A 15,272-nucleotide genomic window follows, 5' to 3' on the forward strand; every position below is an offset into this window, starting at 1 on the left:
GGGGAGAAGGGCATGAGCGCTGGCTGTGAAGCTCAGCATAGCCGCGTACGCGGCATCCCCTCTCCCCTCGGGGAGAGGACAGGGTGAGGGGGCTATCACCTCCCTTGACAGCAAAGGATTGAAACCATGTTCAACCCCGCCGAACCCGTGTTCTACCGGCACCCGGCCTATCTTTCGAGCCAGGGCGCGCGCCATCAGGTGATCGATCCCGCGACGCTCGCCAACGTCGGCACCATCGCCGATACGACGCTGGAAGACATGGAGGCCGTGCTCGATGCCGCTGCTGCGGCACAGCGCGACTGGAAGCGGCTGGACGCCAAGACGCGGGCGACGATCCTGCATCGCATCGCCAACCGCATCGAGGCGACGGACATGCGGCGCTGCGCGGAACTGATGTCGCGCGAGATGGGCAAACCCTATCCGGAGGCGATCGGCGAAGTGGCAAACTGCGCCGGCGCCTTCCGCTATTTTGCCGAAATGGCCCGCGACGAGGGCGGCAAGGTGGCGGGCACCACGCAGGCCGGCTCCTTCCAGCACGCACGCTACGAGGCGCTCGGCACGAGCGTCCACATCATGCCGTTCAATTTCCCGATCCTGCTGATGTGCTGGACGGTCGCGGCGTCGCTCGCCTCCGGCAATGCCTGCATCATCAAACCGGCGCCGGCGACGACGCTCTCGACCCTGGCGTTCATGCCGGTTTTCGAAGCGCTGCCTGAAGGCCTCATCGCTTGCCTGCCGGGCGGCATCGAGCTTGGCAGCGCCTTGATCGCCTCTGCCAAAACCCATGCGGTGGCCTTCACCGGCTCCGTCGCCGCCGGCAAGGCGGTGGCCATGGCCGCCGCGGCGCAGATGAAGCCCGCCGTCATCGAGGCGGGTGGCTCGGATCCCATGATAATTACCGCGCACGCGCCACTCGATGTGGCCGCCGCCGGTGCCGTCACAGCTGCCTTTCACATGTCCGGCCAGGTCTGCACCTCGGCGGAACGGTTTTTCGTCGTCGATTCCGTGCATGACGCGTTCATCGAAAAGTTCGTCGCCGAGGCGAAGCGCTTGCGTGTCGGCAACGGTCTGGCCCGCGCCGAAATCGGCCCGCTCGTCAGCGAGGCGGCCCGCGCGAAAGTCATCCGGCTGGTCGAGGATGCCAGGGCCAAGGGGGCCAAGGTCATGCTGGGCGGGAAAATCCCGGAGAGCGAGCCGACGGGCTGGTTCTATGAGCCGACGATCCTTACAAACTGCACGCCCGACATGGCGATCCTGCGCGAAGAGTGTTTCGGCCCGGTCGCCGCTGTCATGCGCGTGAAGGATTTCGACGAGGCGATCGAACGAGCCAATGACAGCGAGTTCGGCCTCGGCGCTTCCGTCTTCACCACCTCGCTCGAAGAGGCGATGGAGGCGGCCGACCGGCTGGAGGCTGGCATGGTCTGGGTCAACAATCCGCTGATAGACAACGACGCGCTGCCCTTCGGCGGCTGGAAGAAATCCGGGCTCGGGCGCGAGCTCTCGAAGCTCGGGCTTGATGCCTTCCGCCGCTCGAAAATGGTCATCATCGACCACAAGCCGGTGATCCAGGGCTGGTGGTATCCCTATCCGGACGACTGGTTCTACGAGGACGGCGGGCGCAAGCACGTCTGAGACATTTTCATTTGAGGACAGAACAATGATCATCACCCTTCTCGGCGGCGCCGGCTTCATGGGCGCGGGCATCGTGCGCGACCTCGTTTCCGAGCGCGCCATCATCGACATCAAGACCATCCGTCTCTGCGACGCCTCGCGCAAAAAGATGGAGGCGCTGGCGGATGAACTCGCCGATCCGCGCATCACGCTCGTCAATCTTGACGTCACCGATGCGTCGGCGCTGAAGGCCGCCATTTCCGGCGCCGATATCTGCATCAACTGCGTGCCGACCCTGCTCGGCTTCCAGATGGCCATCTTCGAAGCGGCGCTTGCCCTGAAGGTGCCCTATATGGATCTTGGCGGTCTCGGCACCTATACGGTCAAGCAGCTTGCCGAGCACGAGCGTTTCAAGGCGGCGGGCATCCCGGCGGTCATCGGCTGCGGCGCCGATCCCGGCATGTCCAACGTCATCTGCCGCGCGGTCGCCGATGAACTGGACGAGATCGACAGGATCAATCTCTACTGGGCGGCGGAGCTGGTCGGCGACGAAAACCCGGTTCTCGTGCCGCCCTACAGCGTCTCGACCGTGCTTGCCGAATATGCCCATCCGAGCACGCAGTTCTATGGCGGCAAACATGTCCAATGCGCGCCGATGAGCGGCAGCGAATTTCTCGACCTTCCGGAGCCGTGGGGACGCTGTGAATTCATGCATTCACCGCATTCCGAGCAACTGACCGTGCCGCTCGCGGACGGTATTCGCGACAAGGGTATCCGGGAATTTTCCTGGAAGCTGCATCTGCCGCATCGCGAGCACGAGGCGTGGGTGGGGCTGGTGAAGGCCGGTTTCGGTGATTTCGATGAGCTGGTGGAGATCGGTGGCGTAAAAGTGAAGCCGCTGGATGTCCTCAACAAGGTGATCGAGCGCAACATCCGCAAACATGCGGAAAAAATCCCGGCGCAGGAGAGCCACGAAATTCATTTCGCCATCGGCCGTGGCCGGAAGGGCGGCGTGGAGCGCACGGTGCGCGTCGAGGTCACGGTTTCGCCGGATCAGATGTATGGGCCTTATGTCGACGCCTGCACCTCGATGAACGCGTCCATCGCCGCGCAGCTCATCCTCAAACTGCCGAAAAAGCCGGGAGTTCATGCGCCGGAAAGTTATTTCGACGTCGCGACCTACTTCCCGGAGCTTGAAAAGCGGAAGTTCCGTATCGCGAAGTCCGTCACATGATGGAAGCATGAAACGTGAATTTACGACTGTGGCGAAATTGAGAAAAAATACCCTACCAAACTTATAGGGATCCTATATAACTTCATTCCAGAGAACGGGGCGGGCATGACGGTCCGCCCTTCGGAAGGCCTTAAAAACCGGCCTCCACAGAAGGGATGATGGCGAATGAGCAATGCGAAACTCGACGGCCGTTCCACCTATGGCGCGCTCGGCGCCATCAGCGACCGTCGTGCGCGTCGCGCAGAGCGGCAGGTACTGGTCAGCAATGTCGCCGTTGTCGGCGCTTTCCTCTTCGTCAGCGCCGTGATCTTCGGTTTCGTCGGCTGACCCCGACGGCCGGTCCGCGACCGGCGTAAGACTTGATCCGCGAACTTGTCTAGGGCGTCGCCGCCGCGATCAGCACCCATCGCGTTCCCAGTGCCAGGCGGCATATATGCGCCTGCGGCCATGCTGTCGGACCTTCAGTTAAGTACCGAGATGCTTGATGTGCTATCTTTCGGTCGAAGGGTGGACTTGGCGAAGTGACCGAGCTTAGGGTCTTTCAACGTGCGGAATGACGGGGTCGAGGGTTCTTCTCCCATCAAGAACTATGCTCAGGTGGCTTCCTGAATTCCGAGAATCGGGTTCTCTCCACGACATGGTAGAAAAGACGTTCGCGCGGGCGACCGGTGATCTATTTTTCTCCCACAGTGAACAACGGCTGGCCCAGCCTCGATGCGTCGACCTCGATGCCGAGACCGGACGCTGTCGGTGCGGAGCCAAAGCCGGCCGCGGAGCGGGGCGTGTAGTTCGCCAGGTGACCGTCCGTCCAGTCGTTGAAGAACGGGGTCATCAGGAGGGATTCCGGACGTGTCGTTGCAGCCACATGTGAGGTAGCGGCCGTGATGATGTCGCCGCCCCACATATCCTCGACGGATACCGCCATGTTCAGTTCCTGCAGCAGGTCGCGGGCCTTCACGACATTGGTGAGGCCGCCGAGCTTTCCGAATTTCAGGTTAACGGAAACCGCATTGGCCTCGTATTTCGCGCGGTAAACCTCGTCGTGGTTGACGATGGACTCGTCGAGCACCAGCGGGACCGACGACCCGCGATGGGCGAGGATGCAGTCGGCCGTGCTGCGGCAGGGCTGCTCGACATAGACGGGCAGGCCTGCCAGCCCCTGGAGTGCCAGCTTGGCGGAGGCGAGTGACCAGCCTCCGTTGGAATCGGCAACGATGACGGTTTGGAAATCGCCTGCCTCGACGCTCGCCCGCGTGCGGGCGATGTCGTCGAACGGGTTGTTGCCGACCTTCAGCTGAAAGCGATTGATCCCGGCGCGCCGCCGTTCCTGAATGAATTCTGCCATCGCCTCGGGGCGATCCAGCGGAACCGCCTCGTAGATCGGGAAGCGTTCGTTCAGGACGCCGCCGATCAGCGCCGAGATCGGCCGGTTCAACGATTTTCCCAGAATGTCCCAGCAGGCGATGTCGATCGGGCTCTTGGCGAATTCCTGGCCCATCAGCGTGCCGTTCATGATGCGTGCGACCTTGCCGATATTCGTCGGGTCCGCACCGAGCAGCGCTTCGCCGAGATCCTTCAAAGCCGTGCGGATGCCATCCGGGAAGGTGGGCAGATAGACCTTGCCGAGCGTCGTGATCTCACCCCAGCCGGCGAGGCCTTCATCTGTCCTAATCCGCACGACCGTACCGTCTTCGTTGTCAGCGATGCGATTGCCGGACATGACGTAGGTGCCGTGCGCGTAGCCGACTTCGTATTTGAAGATATCGATACCGACGATTTTCATGACGTTCTCCAATCCAATTTTGTATATTGTATAAAATATAAATTAGCGATTATCAAGCGGCTGCGCCATTTCGAATGGTTGCAAAGGTGCGTTCATGCGGAATGGCGGGTGCACAAGGCCGACGTCCGTCAATTGGCGCGAATATTGTATAAAATCACAAACTCACTATAGGCTGTGAAAAACGCACGGAAATCGAGTCATGACCGCAGTCGGAAAGAACCTCAAGCACAAGACGATGGCGTCCGCGGCGGCCGAGGAAATCCGCAACCGCATCCTGTCGGGCAGTTATCCTCCGGGCTTCCAGCTGCGGCAGGACGGTTTGGCCGGCGACCTCGGGATGAGCCGCATCCCGATCCGCGAAGCGCTGGTCCAGCTCGAAAGCGAGGGGCTGCTCAAGATTCTGCCGCATCGGGGCGCGGTGGTCGTGCAGCTCACGGCGGAAGAGATCGAGGAGCTGTTCAATATGCGACTGCTCCTCGAGCCGTTCCTCTTCAGGCGGTCGGCTCCGTTGTTGACGAAGGAGGATTTCAAGGCTCTGCGCCAGATCCAGATGCACTATGCAAAGTCCATCGACACGCTCGACATCGATAGGTGGAACGAACTGAATACCGAGTTCCACCTTACCCTCTATCGGCACGCGCATAGCCCGCGTATCGCGCTCACGGTACAGAACCTGCTCGTCGAATGCGACCGGCATACCCGCATCCAGCTCTCGACCATCCGCGGTGACCGCGAACGGGCTGTCGCCGAACATGCGGAACTCCTGCGCCTCTGCGAACAGGGCGCCTTCGAGGAAGGCGCACATTTCATGCATCTGCATATCGACCATATACGCGCCGGCCTTGTCTCGCTGCTCGCTCGCGAGGTCGTCTCCGAAGGCTGAGCGGCTCGCTGCATCTAAAGCCACGGCGCGATGTATCCGCAGTATACGGACCGCGGTAACTCGAATTGTCAGCGATTATCGGTGCGTCAAATTTAATAGCAATGTTCTCCGACCTGCCGCAGAATGCGAATGGACCATCCGGGGGGGCGGTTGGGATCCGGCCCAGGAGTGGGCTGGATCCCCTAGTGTTGCCTTGCCTTCATGCCGACCGTGAAATCCGTTGTTTTTCAGTAGATTAATGGGAACATCGCAGCGCCGATCCTGTTTTTTAAGAATATTAGAAAACATGGGAGGGTGAGATGTTTCAAGCATCTCTCAGTGGCGGCTTCGGTGCGCAGGAATACGGCTTGCGCGCATCGATCAAAGCTGCGGTAGCCTATGATGAACTCTGTGCTCAGTTCGTGATCGAAATCACGTTTCAGCCGCAGGCCATTGTGATCGAGGGGCGTATCCCGCCCGAGGTGGCACGACGCGTGCGGTTCATCATCGCTGAGGTGGCTGGTGCGGTCACCGTCTGGGATCGAACGTTCTGGTTGGACTAGAGAAAGATGATGTCCTTGTCGTGCGAGATCTATCGATCCGCGTTTTCGTGGTATTCGCCGCCGGAGGACAGCGATAACAAGCTGCAGGATCCTAGATCCTTTGGAGTCAGCAGCGGCGGAGAGTGGCCCAAGATTCTAAAGGCTCTTTCAATGCTGCTTCTGATTCTCCGTCTTGTCTTCTTCTTGAGAAGAGCACGATCAGCCTTTTGGCAGCTCGTCAGGTTCGAATGTCTCCTCTGATGCAACGGATCGTTCCACGAGCCATTGCAGACCTCCCTCGGTAACAGCATCGTAGACTGCCCGTCCTAGCGATAGGCCGATATCGGTATGAAGTCCGGCAAATTGCATCTCCTGGCCATCGCATGGGCACGCGACAACAATGCAATCGGTTCCTGTACCGGTCACGATATGGCCCCTGCGTTTGAGACCAAGATCCATGACAGCGGCGGTGCGGGCTTCGGTGACGATCGAAAGCGCTTCTAGTTGTGCAGCCTCGGACAAGGATGCGTTGACATGGGCGAGAAGGTTGATCGTGCCGATGGGGGCGCTGCCATCGAAGGGCTCGCCGATCCGGGCGGCATTGGAAAGGCCGACCGTGGCAAGGCAGGAAGATGTAACCGCGCCAGCGGCGGCGCTGGCCAGATGATGGTGGGCGAGATCGCGCGAGGTCATGAGATGCACGGCCTCAGCATGCCCTTCTCTGCACATGCGTTCGCGTAGGAGTTCGGCGGGATCGACATGGATGGGCAGGTCGCTATCGCGAACCTCGAGCCAGACAACCGACCGGGCCACGACGAAACCGGGACGGGTCAGCGACCAGCTTAGCATGTTCTGCGGCGTGTCGAATTCCGCGACGAGGAAAGGTGCGGCGCTCCAGATCGAAAAGGCCGCGATAGGCTCTGCCGGCCGTGTCCCTTCAGTGTCCTGGAGCATCATCGTCTGCCGCTGCGGTGTCGGTCACCTTGTCGAAGACCTCCCGCCAGCGGGCGACGAGTTCGCGATAGGTAGCGCTCCCGAATTTCTCGGCAAGGCGGTGCTGCTGGCGAAGCGTCAGGCGCAGTGCCGCGCGGCCGAAACGATCCGCCGGCGCGGTAAAATCATTCGGTTCCATCTTCCTGGCCAAGGCATCCAGCACGATCTTGCGGAGCACGGGCAGGTCCGGCCGAGCGAATTGCTCATAAAGGCTTTGAAAACGGGCATGGTCGTCGAGATCGAAGTCGATGTCCGCGCCCATGCCGTCCATGACCGGGTTTGCCGGATGCAGATAGCCGAGCGGTACGAGATGGTCGGGGATTGGCGTGTTGGCCGAATGGGTGCGGTTCGCCTTCAGGAGTTGCGGCAGGAGATGGGTATGGGGGCCGGGCGGCGAGACGCCCCCGGTATCCGGCCCGCCGATCTTCTGGAAAACCTCGACGCGGCCGATCCCGGTCAGCGCAACGCGGTGCGGATGGGCCTTCAAGACGGCGCCACCTGCCGGGTTGGCTGGGTCGAACAGGCTGCGTCCGGCATTCTCACGCAAGACCGCGAGAAGATCCGGGTCTTCGGTGCGGATGCAGAAATCGCATTGCGGCAATGCAAGGCCCATGTCGAACAGGACCGCCTGGCGGTCGGAGGAGCGCACGGCGTTTTCGTCCGGGCCGAGTTCGGTCAGCGTATTGCGCCTGTTCCCGACAGCCTCCTTCACCGGCAGACAAAGCGCCAGCGCGTGGCTCCAGCGGTGCGGCTTCGGGCTGAGCGTCTCGTAGGCGACGGGTTCGATGCGGTCCACCGTCGCCGCGTTGAGGCGGATCGCGCCGCGGCGGGTCGCGCGCACGAAAAGCGCCGGCGCGTCTGCTTCCAGGAACTCCCCCTTATCCTGATGGAATTCCGCAACGGCGCCGAAGGAGCCCATGCTCCAACCGGTTTTCTCGTCGACGAGATGGCGTTGCAGGGTGTCCCTGAGATCAGCCATGGTTTTCTTCCTTCTTTTTCTGCGACAGGCCGACGGGCTGCACGATCAGGCCGCCGGCGGCCGTGCCGATGAACGCCTCGACCGTGTAGACGTCTTCGAGGGTGCGGGCGGTCAGAACGTCTTCCGGCCGGCCCTCCGCATGCGCATGCCCACCCTCTAGAAGGAGCAGCCGATCGCACCAGCGCGCCGCGAGCGTGAGGTCATGCATCGAGGCAACGACGATACGGCCTTCCGCCGCAAGCTCCCGGAAGAGCCGCATGAGCGCGATCTGGTGCTGCGGGTCGAGCCCGGCCAGCGGCTCGTCGGCAAACAGCACCGGCGTTTCCTGCGCCAGCGCGCGGGCGATCAGCACACGCGCGCGCTCGCCGCCGGAAAGGCTGGTGACCGCGCGATGGCGGAAGGCGCATAGATCCATGCGTGTCAGCGCCGCCTCTGTCGCCGCTTTGTCGCGCTGCGATGGGGCAGCGAAGCGTGCATGGTGCGGCAGGCGGCCGAGCGCCACAACGGCCTCCACGCTCATTGCCCAGGCGATCTCGCGCTCTTGCGGGAGGTAGGCGAGATGCCGCGCGCGCTGGGCGGGGCGCAGGGCCGAAAGGTCGGTGCCGTCGAGGCGTATCGCGCCGCTTGCCGGGACGAGGCCGAGGCAGGCGCGCAGGAACGTCGACTTGCCGGCGCCGTTCGGGCCGATGAGCCCGGTGAAGCTACCCTTGCCGGCGGTGAGCGAGACGCCGTCCACGACCCGTCTGCCGGAAAGCGTCGCCGACAGGTTCTCGATTGCAAGAACACTCACAGTCCCGTCCTCCTGTGCGACCAGACAAGCCAGAAGAAGAAGGGTGCGCCGACGATGGCCGTCAGCACGCCGAGCTTGATGTCGCGATCCGGCGCGATGACGCGCACAAGGATATCGGCGCTTAGCAAAAGCACCGCGCCGCCGAGCGCGCTGGCCGGCAGAAGCCGCGAGGGCTGTGCGCCGACAAGGGGACGCAGCAGGTGCGGCACGATGAGGCCGACGAAGCCGATGGCGCCGGCGACGGCGGTGGCCGCACCGACCGAAAGCGCCGTGCCGAGCACAGCAAGCCGCTGCACGCGCCCGAGGTCGACACCCATGCTGGCGGCGACATCCGGGCCGAGACTGAGAGCATCGAGCGCCCGGCCGAGGCGCAAAAGCAACAGCCAGCCGAGCGCCGTAAAGGGCAGCATCAGCCAGACATGCGGCATCGAGCGATCGGTGAGCGAGCCGAGCATCCAGAACATGACCTCGGTTGCGGCGAAGGGATTGGGCGAGAGGTTCAGCACAAGCGAGGTCATCGCGCCAGCAAGGCTGGAAATCGCGATGCCTGTGAGGATGACGGTGAGCGGTCGCCCGTCCATGCCGGCCATGGTCTGCAGGACGAGGACGGCCAGCATCGCGCCGAGAAGGGCCAGCAGCGGCAGGGCGAGCACGAACAGCGCCGAAAGCCCGGTATAGATGGCGATGACCGCACCGAGCGAGGCCGAAGCGCTGACGCCGATCAGGCCCGGTTCGGCGAGCGGATTGCGCAGATAGCCTTGCAATGCCGCGCCGGAAAGACCGAGCGTCGCCCCCACCAGAAGGCCGAGCAGGGCCCGGGGTAGGCGGATTTCCTGCATCACCAGAACCATGAGGTCGTCGCCGCTGCCGAAGAGTGCCTGAAGACTGTCGGAAAAGCGGATATCGGCCGGGCCGATGGTGAGCGAGAGAAGGAAGAGTGCAAGGCACGCCGCCGCAAGGCAGGCGAGGCTGGCGCGGTGGTGGGAGCGAATGATCATGGGGCCGGCCCCTTTGCCCGGCGGGCCGCATCCTGCAGCACACGGGCCGCCTCAAGAGTGAACGGTCCGCCGCAGACCGTCAGCCGGTTTTCGAGCGGCGCCTCGGCGGTGGCAGCCGCAAGGGCGCGGTAGGCGGGATGGGCAAAGTTCTGCTCGGCGAGGGCAGGGCCTTCAACCCCCGGGCGACCGCCGGCCATCAGTTCGGGATCGGCAAGGACAAGCAGTTCCAGCGGCAGGCGGGCGACGCCTGCTATGCCGAAGGTCTCGGCAATGTTGACGAGGCCCGCGTGCCTGACCACTTCGGAAACGAGCGTCCCGGAACCGGACGTGTAGCTGTTGGCGAACGTGAGCGCTGTGCGCAGGCGCGGCGTGCCGGTGGTTTCGAGGGCGGCGATTTCCGCGTCCATACCGGCGACCAGCGCCGTCGCCCGTTCGGGATTGCCGAGCAGGCTGCCCATGCGGGTGATGTTCGCGCGAACCGCCTCGAAGGAGGTTTCGGGTTCGAATTCCTCGACGCGGAAACCGAGACGGCGCAGCAGCGAGACGGTCGTGCGTGTCGAATAGGTGCCAGCGAGCACAAGGTCCGGCTTCATCAGGAAGATTTCCTCTGCCAGCCCGTGATTGACGACATAGGCGCCGGCTTCCTCCACCATGGCCGAGGTGCCGGCATCGCGCGCCAGATAGGAGACCGAGAGAAGCTGTCGGGGCCGTGCGACGAGCATGGCCAGCTGGTCCGTGCAGACGTTCATCGACACGACCCGTTCGGGAAAGGCGTCGGCACGGACGGCCGCTTCCGGCCAGAGGAGGCCGGCAAGGATCACCGCATGCCAACGCCTGCCGCCCATCAGAAGGTCGCCTTCACGCCGGCAAAAGCCGTCAGGCCCGGCGTGTTGAAGCCGTAGACTTCCTGGTAGTCGCGGTCGAACAGATTGTCGATGCGGCCGAAGACCTCCACTGTCTCGTTGACCTTGAAGCTGCCGCCCACATTGACCACGGTGTAGCCGCCGAGCGTGACGCGCGGTGGTACGAAGGTCGCAAAGACATTATCTTCCATCTTGCCGTTGAAAACGGCTTCGGCAAAGACGCGCGCCCGGTTCTCATAGAAGACATAAGCGGCATTCAGTGAGCCCGTATGGCGTGGACGGCGCACTTCCGCCAGCCTTGGCCCGCCAGCCACCATCTGCTCGCTTGCATCGGTATAGGTGTAGGCGCCGGTCATGGTTAGGCCGTTGAAGAAATCGACGGTCGCTGAAACCTCGACGCCCTGCCGCAGGCTTTCGCCGCTGCGGTTGACGGGCGATGAAGTGAAGTCGGGATTATAGACCGTGGCGATCTCGTTTTCGAGGTTCTGTTTGAAGTAGGTGACATCGACGACCAGACCTCCGTCGAAGAAGCTCTTCTCCACACCGATATCCCAGCCCAGGCTTTCCTCCGGCTTCAGGTTCGGGTTGCCGATGAATGTACCGGGAATGTAGCCGAACTGCTCGTAGAAGGTCGGATTGGTCACGGCCGTGCCGATGGAGGCATGGAGCCGCGTATCCGCATCGGGGATCTGCCAGGCGGCGCTGACCGTCCAGGTCGCGGCATCCGAGAAGGCGTCGTTCCAGTCCTGTCTTGCACCGGCATTGAGATAAAACTGGTCGAAGAACTCCCCGCGATACTCTCCGATCAGCGAATGGGCATTGCGGCTGAAAGTCTCGGCGAGGTGGGAGGGCGAGAAGGTTTCGCGCTGCCATTCATAGCCGGCGGTCACCTGATGGACCTGGTTTTCAAGCTCGTCATAGCGATAGGAGGCTTGGTAGGTCGCGTTGTAGCGATTGCCGTCGTTCCAGCTGTCGCCGAATGCGCCGGAATGGTTGAAACGGTCGATATCGTTACCGGAAAAACGCGCCTTCTGCGTCAATGCGCCATCGAGCGCGGTGTTGGTGAGACCGATCGAACCGAAGATCTCACGGCTCTTCGTGTAGTCGTCCGCATCGTAGGTCATCGCGGTATCGTAGTCCTGCGGGTCCAGGTCGCTGCGGCGATCGACGTAGCGCAACGTGCCGTCCACCGTCGTGTCGGGCGACAGGTCGAGGGAGAACTTGCCGTTCAGCGTACCGTTGCGGTCGCCGTCGTCCTCCCCGCCGATGTCGGAAATGTTGAAGCCCTCGGAGCGGCGAAGGGTGCCCGAGAGCGAGTAGTCAAAGTTCTCGCCGCCGCCGCGGGTCGACAGCGCGCCCAGGACAGTGCCGTCGGTGCCAAACTCTGTGCGTGCCGTCGATGTGGTCGAATTGCGTTCGCCCTTCTTGGTGATGATGTTGATGACGCCGGACATCGCGTTGGCGCCCCAGAAGGTGCTTTGCGGGCCGCGCAGAATCTCGATGCGCTCGATGTCATCGGCGATGAGGCTGCCGAAATCGAATTCGCCCTGGCCATTGTCGTTCACCTCGACGCCGTCGATGACGACGAGCACGTGATTGCCTTCCGCGCCGCGCACGCGCGCCTGAGTGAGGCCACCGGCGGACCCTGTGCGAGAAATGGCAAAGCCGGGTACCTGCCGCAGGGCGTCCGAGACATAGTGGATCTGGTTCTTTTTCATCTCCTCACCGGTGATGACGGTGACGGCGCGGCCGGATTTCCTGAGTTCCACCGCAGTCAAGCCATCGGTGATCACGATTTCCTTGAGTTCGGTCGGTGTCTGGTCCTGCGCAAGAACGGGTTGGCAAAACGCGACGGCAAGCAGGGATGTCCCCGCCAGATAGTTTCTCATCTTTCCCCCACGGCAGGACGTGCCTGCACGGTTCTCCACCGCGGGCTGGAAAGGTATCGGGGGAAGAAGGCTTCCACGGATCATCCGGCATCACGGCGACATCTTCGACAATGTCACCGCTACGGACGGCCGCGCCCGGACACTCCCCGTATCCTGGCATGGGTGACCGAGACAGGCAGGTCTCCTGACTTCCGCGTCATTGCTCTCCCCGCCTTCCCGCGCTTTCGCGCAGTGGCATCATGGGGCAAGCTCGGCGGTTACAGTTGCGGGGGCAGTCCCGGTTTCGGCCCCTGATGGGTAGTCCTCACCGTGTTCCCTTTTCATCCGTCGTGCTGACGGAACCTGTTTCGTGACCCAGCTTATGAACGGTTCAAAGCTGGGGTCAAGGGACGTATCGTTTTCCCACAGATTGTAGCCAGTTTCCTGCTGAGTGCGCGCCAGGTGAGGATCGCAGCTTCCGTAACATACCGTATCCAAGGGCACTTCGGTACATTCTCTGGTTCACTGGAATTGTTGCTCACGTGTTTGACTCGGCTGCGGCAAAAGCGGTGCCACTTCAGCCCACGGGTCAACTAGCGAAAGGTCTCGACCAGAGCGTCAAGTGCCTCCCGTGATCCAATCGGTTCCGGGAACCAGTAGCGTGCGACGGCGCCCGCCGAGGCGAGGTCTATTCCGTTCGGATCGAGGGAGACGACGCTCCAACGGTCGGCCGTGGCGCTTGCCAGCGTCGCAAGCCTTTCGGGCAAGCCGTCTGCATTGAGGCGCTCGATAGTGTCCTCAAGGTTCGCCATCAAGTCTCCAGCATCGCTCAAATCCACGCGCAGGTGCATCGGCAGCACGTCGTTTGCATTGCGCGCCGGGCCTCCGTTCAGCTGTACGCTTTCTACCTCGACACGGTAGAGCGCCGTATCACGCAGGGCGAGATAGAGCTTCGCCTTTGGGAAGGTGGCCTGGTAACGCGCCTTTACCGCGTCGATCTCGGCGTCCCCGATGCGCACGGCGCGGCCGACGAGCGTCAGTCGGGGCGTCGTCAACACGTCGTTTGAAGTTTCCGCCACTGTCACCGCAACTCTGTTGTCGCGCTCGATATTGCGTGCGTGAACGGCCAGGCCGGACACGTAGAAGAGGACCGTGCCATCGGGTTCACAGATGAAGTTGGTGACAGTGTTGTAGGGGTAGCCGCTGGGGTCGAGAGTCGCCAAGGCGAGGGTTCGTGATGTGCGCAGCAACTGCTGGGCGACACGAATGGCCTCGAATGGCAGCGCCGCGTCGGCGTTAATTTCGATCCCGCGCGGGGTGATGGCTGTCATGGATATCTCCTGAGCGGATCAATTGGTGGAGGAAAGCAATGAACGCGCCCGGTCGAAGGCGGTCTTGAAACCGGAAAGCGAAAGCTTGAGGTCTACGGCGGCGCCACTGCTTGCATTGGCCGCGGAAACAAGCACTTCCTTGCCGTTCTTCAATTGGGCGAGCTGCTCCGTCTCCAGCGTGATCGGGACGATGCAACCGGCTTCGACGCAGGTCATGAACGGCAGCGACGTGTCGAAGGGCTTTCCATCGACAGCGATTTTCACGCCGTCTGAAAGTTTCAATCCGAAGGGCGAAAGGAGGATGCCTTCCGCGCGTGTTTCGCTGAGCGGGACCAGTTCCAGACTGAGGACCGTCTCGCCCGAGCTGCGGCCGAGCGCCTGCAGGATCATGCAGGATTTGCGCGCTTCTGCCACGCGGCACGAGACCGTCCAGTCACCGTGATTTTCCTGAAGGGAGGAAGCGCCTCCGGGCAGAGCCGCGGCCTTGCTCGTCTCGGCGGCCGACGCGGGGGCAGTCGCGGTGGCGATCGATGCGACACACAGTGTGAGAAGAAGGGCGTTGCGTATCACGAGGCGGTTCTCCCTGGAGCCTTGTCATGGGTGTCGAGCCGGAAGAGGGCATCCGCAATGCCGGCGGAGCGGTCAGGATCGAATGATGTTTCGTCGGAGGGCAGGAGCACGGCAACCTCCGCAACGCCGAGATCGGCCAACTGGAAGGGTGTTCCGTGGCCGAATTCCAGGTGGCCCCGGCCGATGATGCCGATCACCAGTGCGTCGGGCGTGCCGTTGAGAACATCGGCGATGCCGCAGGCGAAAGCCCGATCCCAGGTTTGCTGGGCGCGCACGAAGCGATCGAAATCCGGGCTGTCGGCGGTGGTGACCTTGCGTGCCGGGCTCCCCCCGCCGGTGAGATCGAAGAGGTACTGCCGGTAGGCGGCGGTTGCCGGCTTTGCGGGCGTCACGCCGTCGCGTTCAGCTTCGGGAATGGCCTCCCAGCCCAGCTTGCCGACTTCGGTGACGAGCGGGCGGCGGCAATTGAGGGCCTTCATCGGTACGCGGAACTGCCGGCAGAAATGGAAAAGCGGAAGATAGAGTTCCGGCGTGAAGCCCCAGACCGTTGCCCATTCCGATTGCTCAAGGAAATCGGCTGTTTCGAGATGGCCGGTAACCCACGCGTCCAGCGCCGGCTGCACACGGCGGGGGAACATTTCGAACCCCATGACCAGCGGCCTTCCGGTGGCAAGCAGGCTGGCGGCGACATGAAGCTGCCAGCGGTGGATGTCGTAACGGTCGTGGGTTTCGCCAAGAAGCACGGCGCGCTTGCGGGCGAGTCTGTGCAGGAGGTCCGCATGTGACAGTTCCGTCGCTGTCTGCGGGTCGAGCCATGTGCCTGGCAGATGCAGGATGCCGGTCATGAT

General features: G+C 62.6%; 15 protein-coding genes and 1 riboswitch. Of the genes, 5 read left to right on the plus strand and 10 right to left on the minus strand.

The features are described 5' to 3' along the window. Nucleotides 1-126: 126 nt before the first annotated feature. The 3 genes from MUU55_RS17625 (at nt 127) to MUU55_RS17635 (ending at nt 3,172) form a co-directional block, all read left to right on the plus strand. The gene (locus MUU55_RS17625) at nt 127-1,632 is read left to right on the plus strand and encodes an aldehyde dehydrogenase family protein (RefSeq protein WP_244762050.1); all 1,506 of its coding nucleotides are present in this window, start codon (nt 127-129) and stop codon (nt 1,630-1,632) included. A 25-nt stretch (nt 1,633-1,657) separates the two neighbouring features. Then, a complete protein-coding gene (locus MUU55_RS17630; protein WP_244762051.1) occupies nt 1,658-2,845 on the plus strand; it encodes a saccharopine dehydrogenase family protein in 1,188 nt (395 codons plus the stop codon). 165 nt (nt 2,846-3,010) lie between these two features. After that, a complete protein-coding gene (locus tag MUU55_RS17635) occupies nt 3,011-3,172 on the plus strand; it encodes a hypothetical protein (protein ID WP_244762052.1) in 162 nt (53 codons plus the stop codon). 346 nt (nt 3,173-3,518) lie between these two features. Here the strand turns inward: MUU55_RS17635 and MUU55_RS17640 are convergent, their stop codons facing one another. Continuing rightward, a complete protein-coding gene (locus tag MUU55_RS17640) occupies nt 3,519-4,628 on the minus strand; it encodes a mandelate racemase/muconate lactonizing enzyme family protein (protein WP_244762053.1) in 1,110 nt (369 codons plus the stop codon). A 199-nt stretch (nt 4,629-4,827) separates the two neighbouring features. Between MUU55_RS17640 and MUU55_RS17645 the strand changes: the two genes are divergently transcribed. Together MUU55_RS17645 and MUU55_RS17650 are read left to right on the plus strand one after the other, a co-directional pair. Next, entirely contained in the window at nt 4,828-5,511 is a 684-nt protein-coding gene (locus MUU55_RS17645) for a GntR family transcriptional regulator (protein WP_244762054.1), read from the plus strand. A gap of 299 nt (nt 5,512-5,810) precedes the next feature. Next, nucleotides 5,811-6,053, plus strand: a complete 243-nt coding sequence (locus MUU55_RS17650) for a hypothetical protein (RefSeq protein WP_244762055.1) — start codon at nt 5,811-5,813, stop codon at nt 6,051-6,053. 198 nt (nt 6,054-6,251) lie between these two features. Here MUU55_RS17650 and MUU55_RS17655 read toward each other — a convergent pair whose 3' ends face one another. From MUU55_RS17655 to MUU55_RS17695, 9 genes are all read right to left on the minus strand, one after another. Further along, entirely contained in the window at nt 6,252-6,986 is a 735-nt protein-coding gene (locus tag MUU55_RS17655; RefSeq protein ID WP_244762056.1) for an adenosylcobinamide amidohydrolase, read from the minus strand. Then, nucleotides 6,970-8,004 carry a DUF6925 family protein gene (locus tag MUU55_RS17660; RefSeq protein WP_244762057.1) on the minus strand — a complete coding sequence of 345 codons (1,035 nt, stop codon included), beginning with the start codon at nt 8,002-8,004 and terminating at the stop codon, nt 6,970-6,972. Before MUU55_RS17660 ends, MUU55_RS17655 begins: the two co-directional genes overlap by 17 nt. Beyond that, nucleotides 7,997-8,794 carry an ABC transporter ATP-binding protein gene (locus MUU55_RS17665; protein ID WP_244762058.1) on the minus strand — a complete coding sequence of 266 codons (798 nt, stop codon included), beginning with the start codon at nt 8,792-8,794 and terminating at the stop codon, nt 7,997-7,999. The genes MUU55_RS17660 and MUU55_RS17665 overlap by 8 nt, the downstream gene beginning before the upstream one ends. Beyond that, entirely contained in the window at nt 8,791-9,792 is a 1,002-nt protein-coding gene (locus MUU55_RS17670) for a FecCD family ABC transporter permease (protein ID WP_244762059.1), read from the minus strand. The genes MUU55_RS17665 and MUU55_RS17670 overlap by 4 nt, the downstream gene beginning before the upstream one ends. Continuing rightward, on the minus strand, nt 9,789-10,637 hold the full coding sequence (locus tag MUU55_RS17675) for an ABC transporter substrate-binding protein (RefSeq protein ID WP_244762060.1): 849 nt from the start codon (nt 10,635-10,637) through the stop codon (nt 9,789-9,791). Before MUU55_RS17675 ends, MUU55_RS17670 begins: the two co-directional genes overlap by 4 nt. Continuing rightward, complete coding sequence (locus MUU55_RS17680) at nt 10,637-12,544, minus strand: TonB-dependent receptor plug domain-containing protein (protein WP_244762061.1); 1,908 nt, start codon at nt 12,542-12,544, stop codon at nt 10,637-10,639. Before MUU55_RS17680 ends, MUU55_RS17675 begins: the two co-directional genes overlap by 1 nt. A 157-nt stretch (nt 12,545-12,701) precedes the next feature. Further along, a riboswitch (cobalamin riboswitch) is annotated at nt 12,702-12,905 on the minus strand. A gap of 211 nt (nt 12,906-13,116) precedes the next feature. Further along, nucleotides 13,117-13,854 (minus strand): HugZ family pyridoxamine 5'-phosphate oxidase, encoded by a 738-nt coding sequence (locus tag MUU55_RS17685; RefSeq protein WP_244762062.1) that lies wholly within the window; start codon nt 13,852-13,854, stop codon nt 13,117-13,119. A gap of 18 nt (nt 13,855-13,872) precedes the next feature. Continuing rightward, on the minus strand, nt 13,873-14,424 hold the full coding sequence (locus tag MUU55_RS17690) for an invasion associated locus B family protein (protein WP_244762063.1): 552 nt from the start codon (nt 14,422-14,424) through the stop codon (nt 13,873-13,875). Beyond that, complete coding sequence (locus tag MUU55_RS17695; RefSeq protein ID WP_244762064.1) at nt 14,421-15,269, minus strand: ChaN family lipoprotein; 849 nt, start codon at nt 15,267-15,269, stop codon at nt 14,421-14,423. The genes MUU55_RS17690 and MUU55_RS17695 overlap by 4 nt, the downstream gene beginning before the upstream one ends. Between the last annotated feature and the right edge of the window lie 3 nt (nt 15,270-15,272).

Source organism: Shinella curvata (assembly GCF_022899935.1).
Taxonomy (GTDB): Bacteria; Pseudomonadota; Alphaproteobacteria; order Rhizobiales; family Rhizobiaceae; genus Shinella; species Shinella curvata.

Excerpts from the sequence above, each read along its gene's own strand:
- MUU55_RS17670 (WP_244762059.1), bottom strand. The coding sequence starts at position 9,792 with ATGATCATTCGCTCCCACCACCGCGCCAGCCTCGCCTGCCTTGCGGCG.
- MUU55_RS17675 (WP_244762060.1), bottom strand. The coding sequence starts at position 10,637 with ATGGGCGGCAGGCGTTGGCATGCGGTGATCCTTGCCGGCCTCCTCTGG.
- MUU55_RS17650 (WP_244762055.1), top strand. The coding sequence starts at position 5,811 with ATGTTTCAAGCATCTCTCAGTGGCGGCTTCGGTGCGCAGGAATACGGC.
- MUU55_RS17655 (WP_244762056.1), bottom strand. The coding sequence starts at position 6,986 with ATGCTCCAGGACACTGAAGGGACACGGCCGGCAGAGCCTATCGCGGCC.
- MUU55_RS17695 (WP_244762064.1), bottom strand. The coding sequence starts at position 15,269 with ATGACCGGCATCCTGCATCTGCCAGGCACATGGCTCGACCCGCAGACA.
- MUU55_RS17680 (WP_244762061.1), bottom strand. The coding sequence starts at position 12,544 with ATGAGAAACTATCTGGCGGGGACATCCCTGCTTGCCGTCGCGTTTTGC.
- MUU55_RS17635 (WP_244762052.1), top strand. The coding sequence starts at position 3,011 with ATGAGCAATGCGAAACTCGACGGCCGTTCCACCTATGGCGCGCTCGGC.
- MUU55_RS17645 (WP_244762054.1), top strand. The coding sequence starts at position 4,828 with ATGACCGCAGTCGGAAAGAACCTCAAGCACAAGACGATGGCGTCCGCG.
- MUU55_RS17630 (WP_244762051.1), top strand. The coding sequence starts at position 1,658 with ATGATCATCACCCTTCTCGGCGGCGCCGGCTTCATGGGCGCGGGCATC.
- MUU55_RS17660 (WP_244762057.1), bottom strand. The coding sequence starts at position 8,004 with ATGGCTGATCTCAGGGACACCCTGCAACGCCATCTCGTCGACGAGAAA.
- MUU55_RS17685 (WP_244762062.1), bottom strand. The coding sequence starts at position 13,854 with ATGACAGCCATCACCCCGCGCGGGATCGAAATTAACGCCGACGCGGCG.
- MUU55_RS17625 (WP_244762050.1), top strand. The coding sequence starts at position 127 with ATGTTCAACCCCGCCGAACCCGTGTTCTACCGGCACCCGGCCTATCTT.
- MUU55_RS17640 (WP_244762053.1), bottom strand. The coding sequence starts at position 4,628 with ATGAAAATCGTCGGTATCGATATCTTCAAATACGAAGTCGGCTACGCG.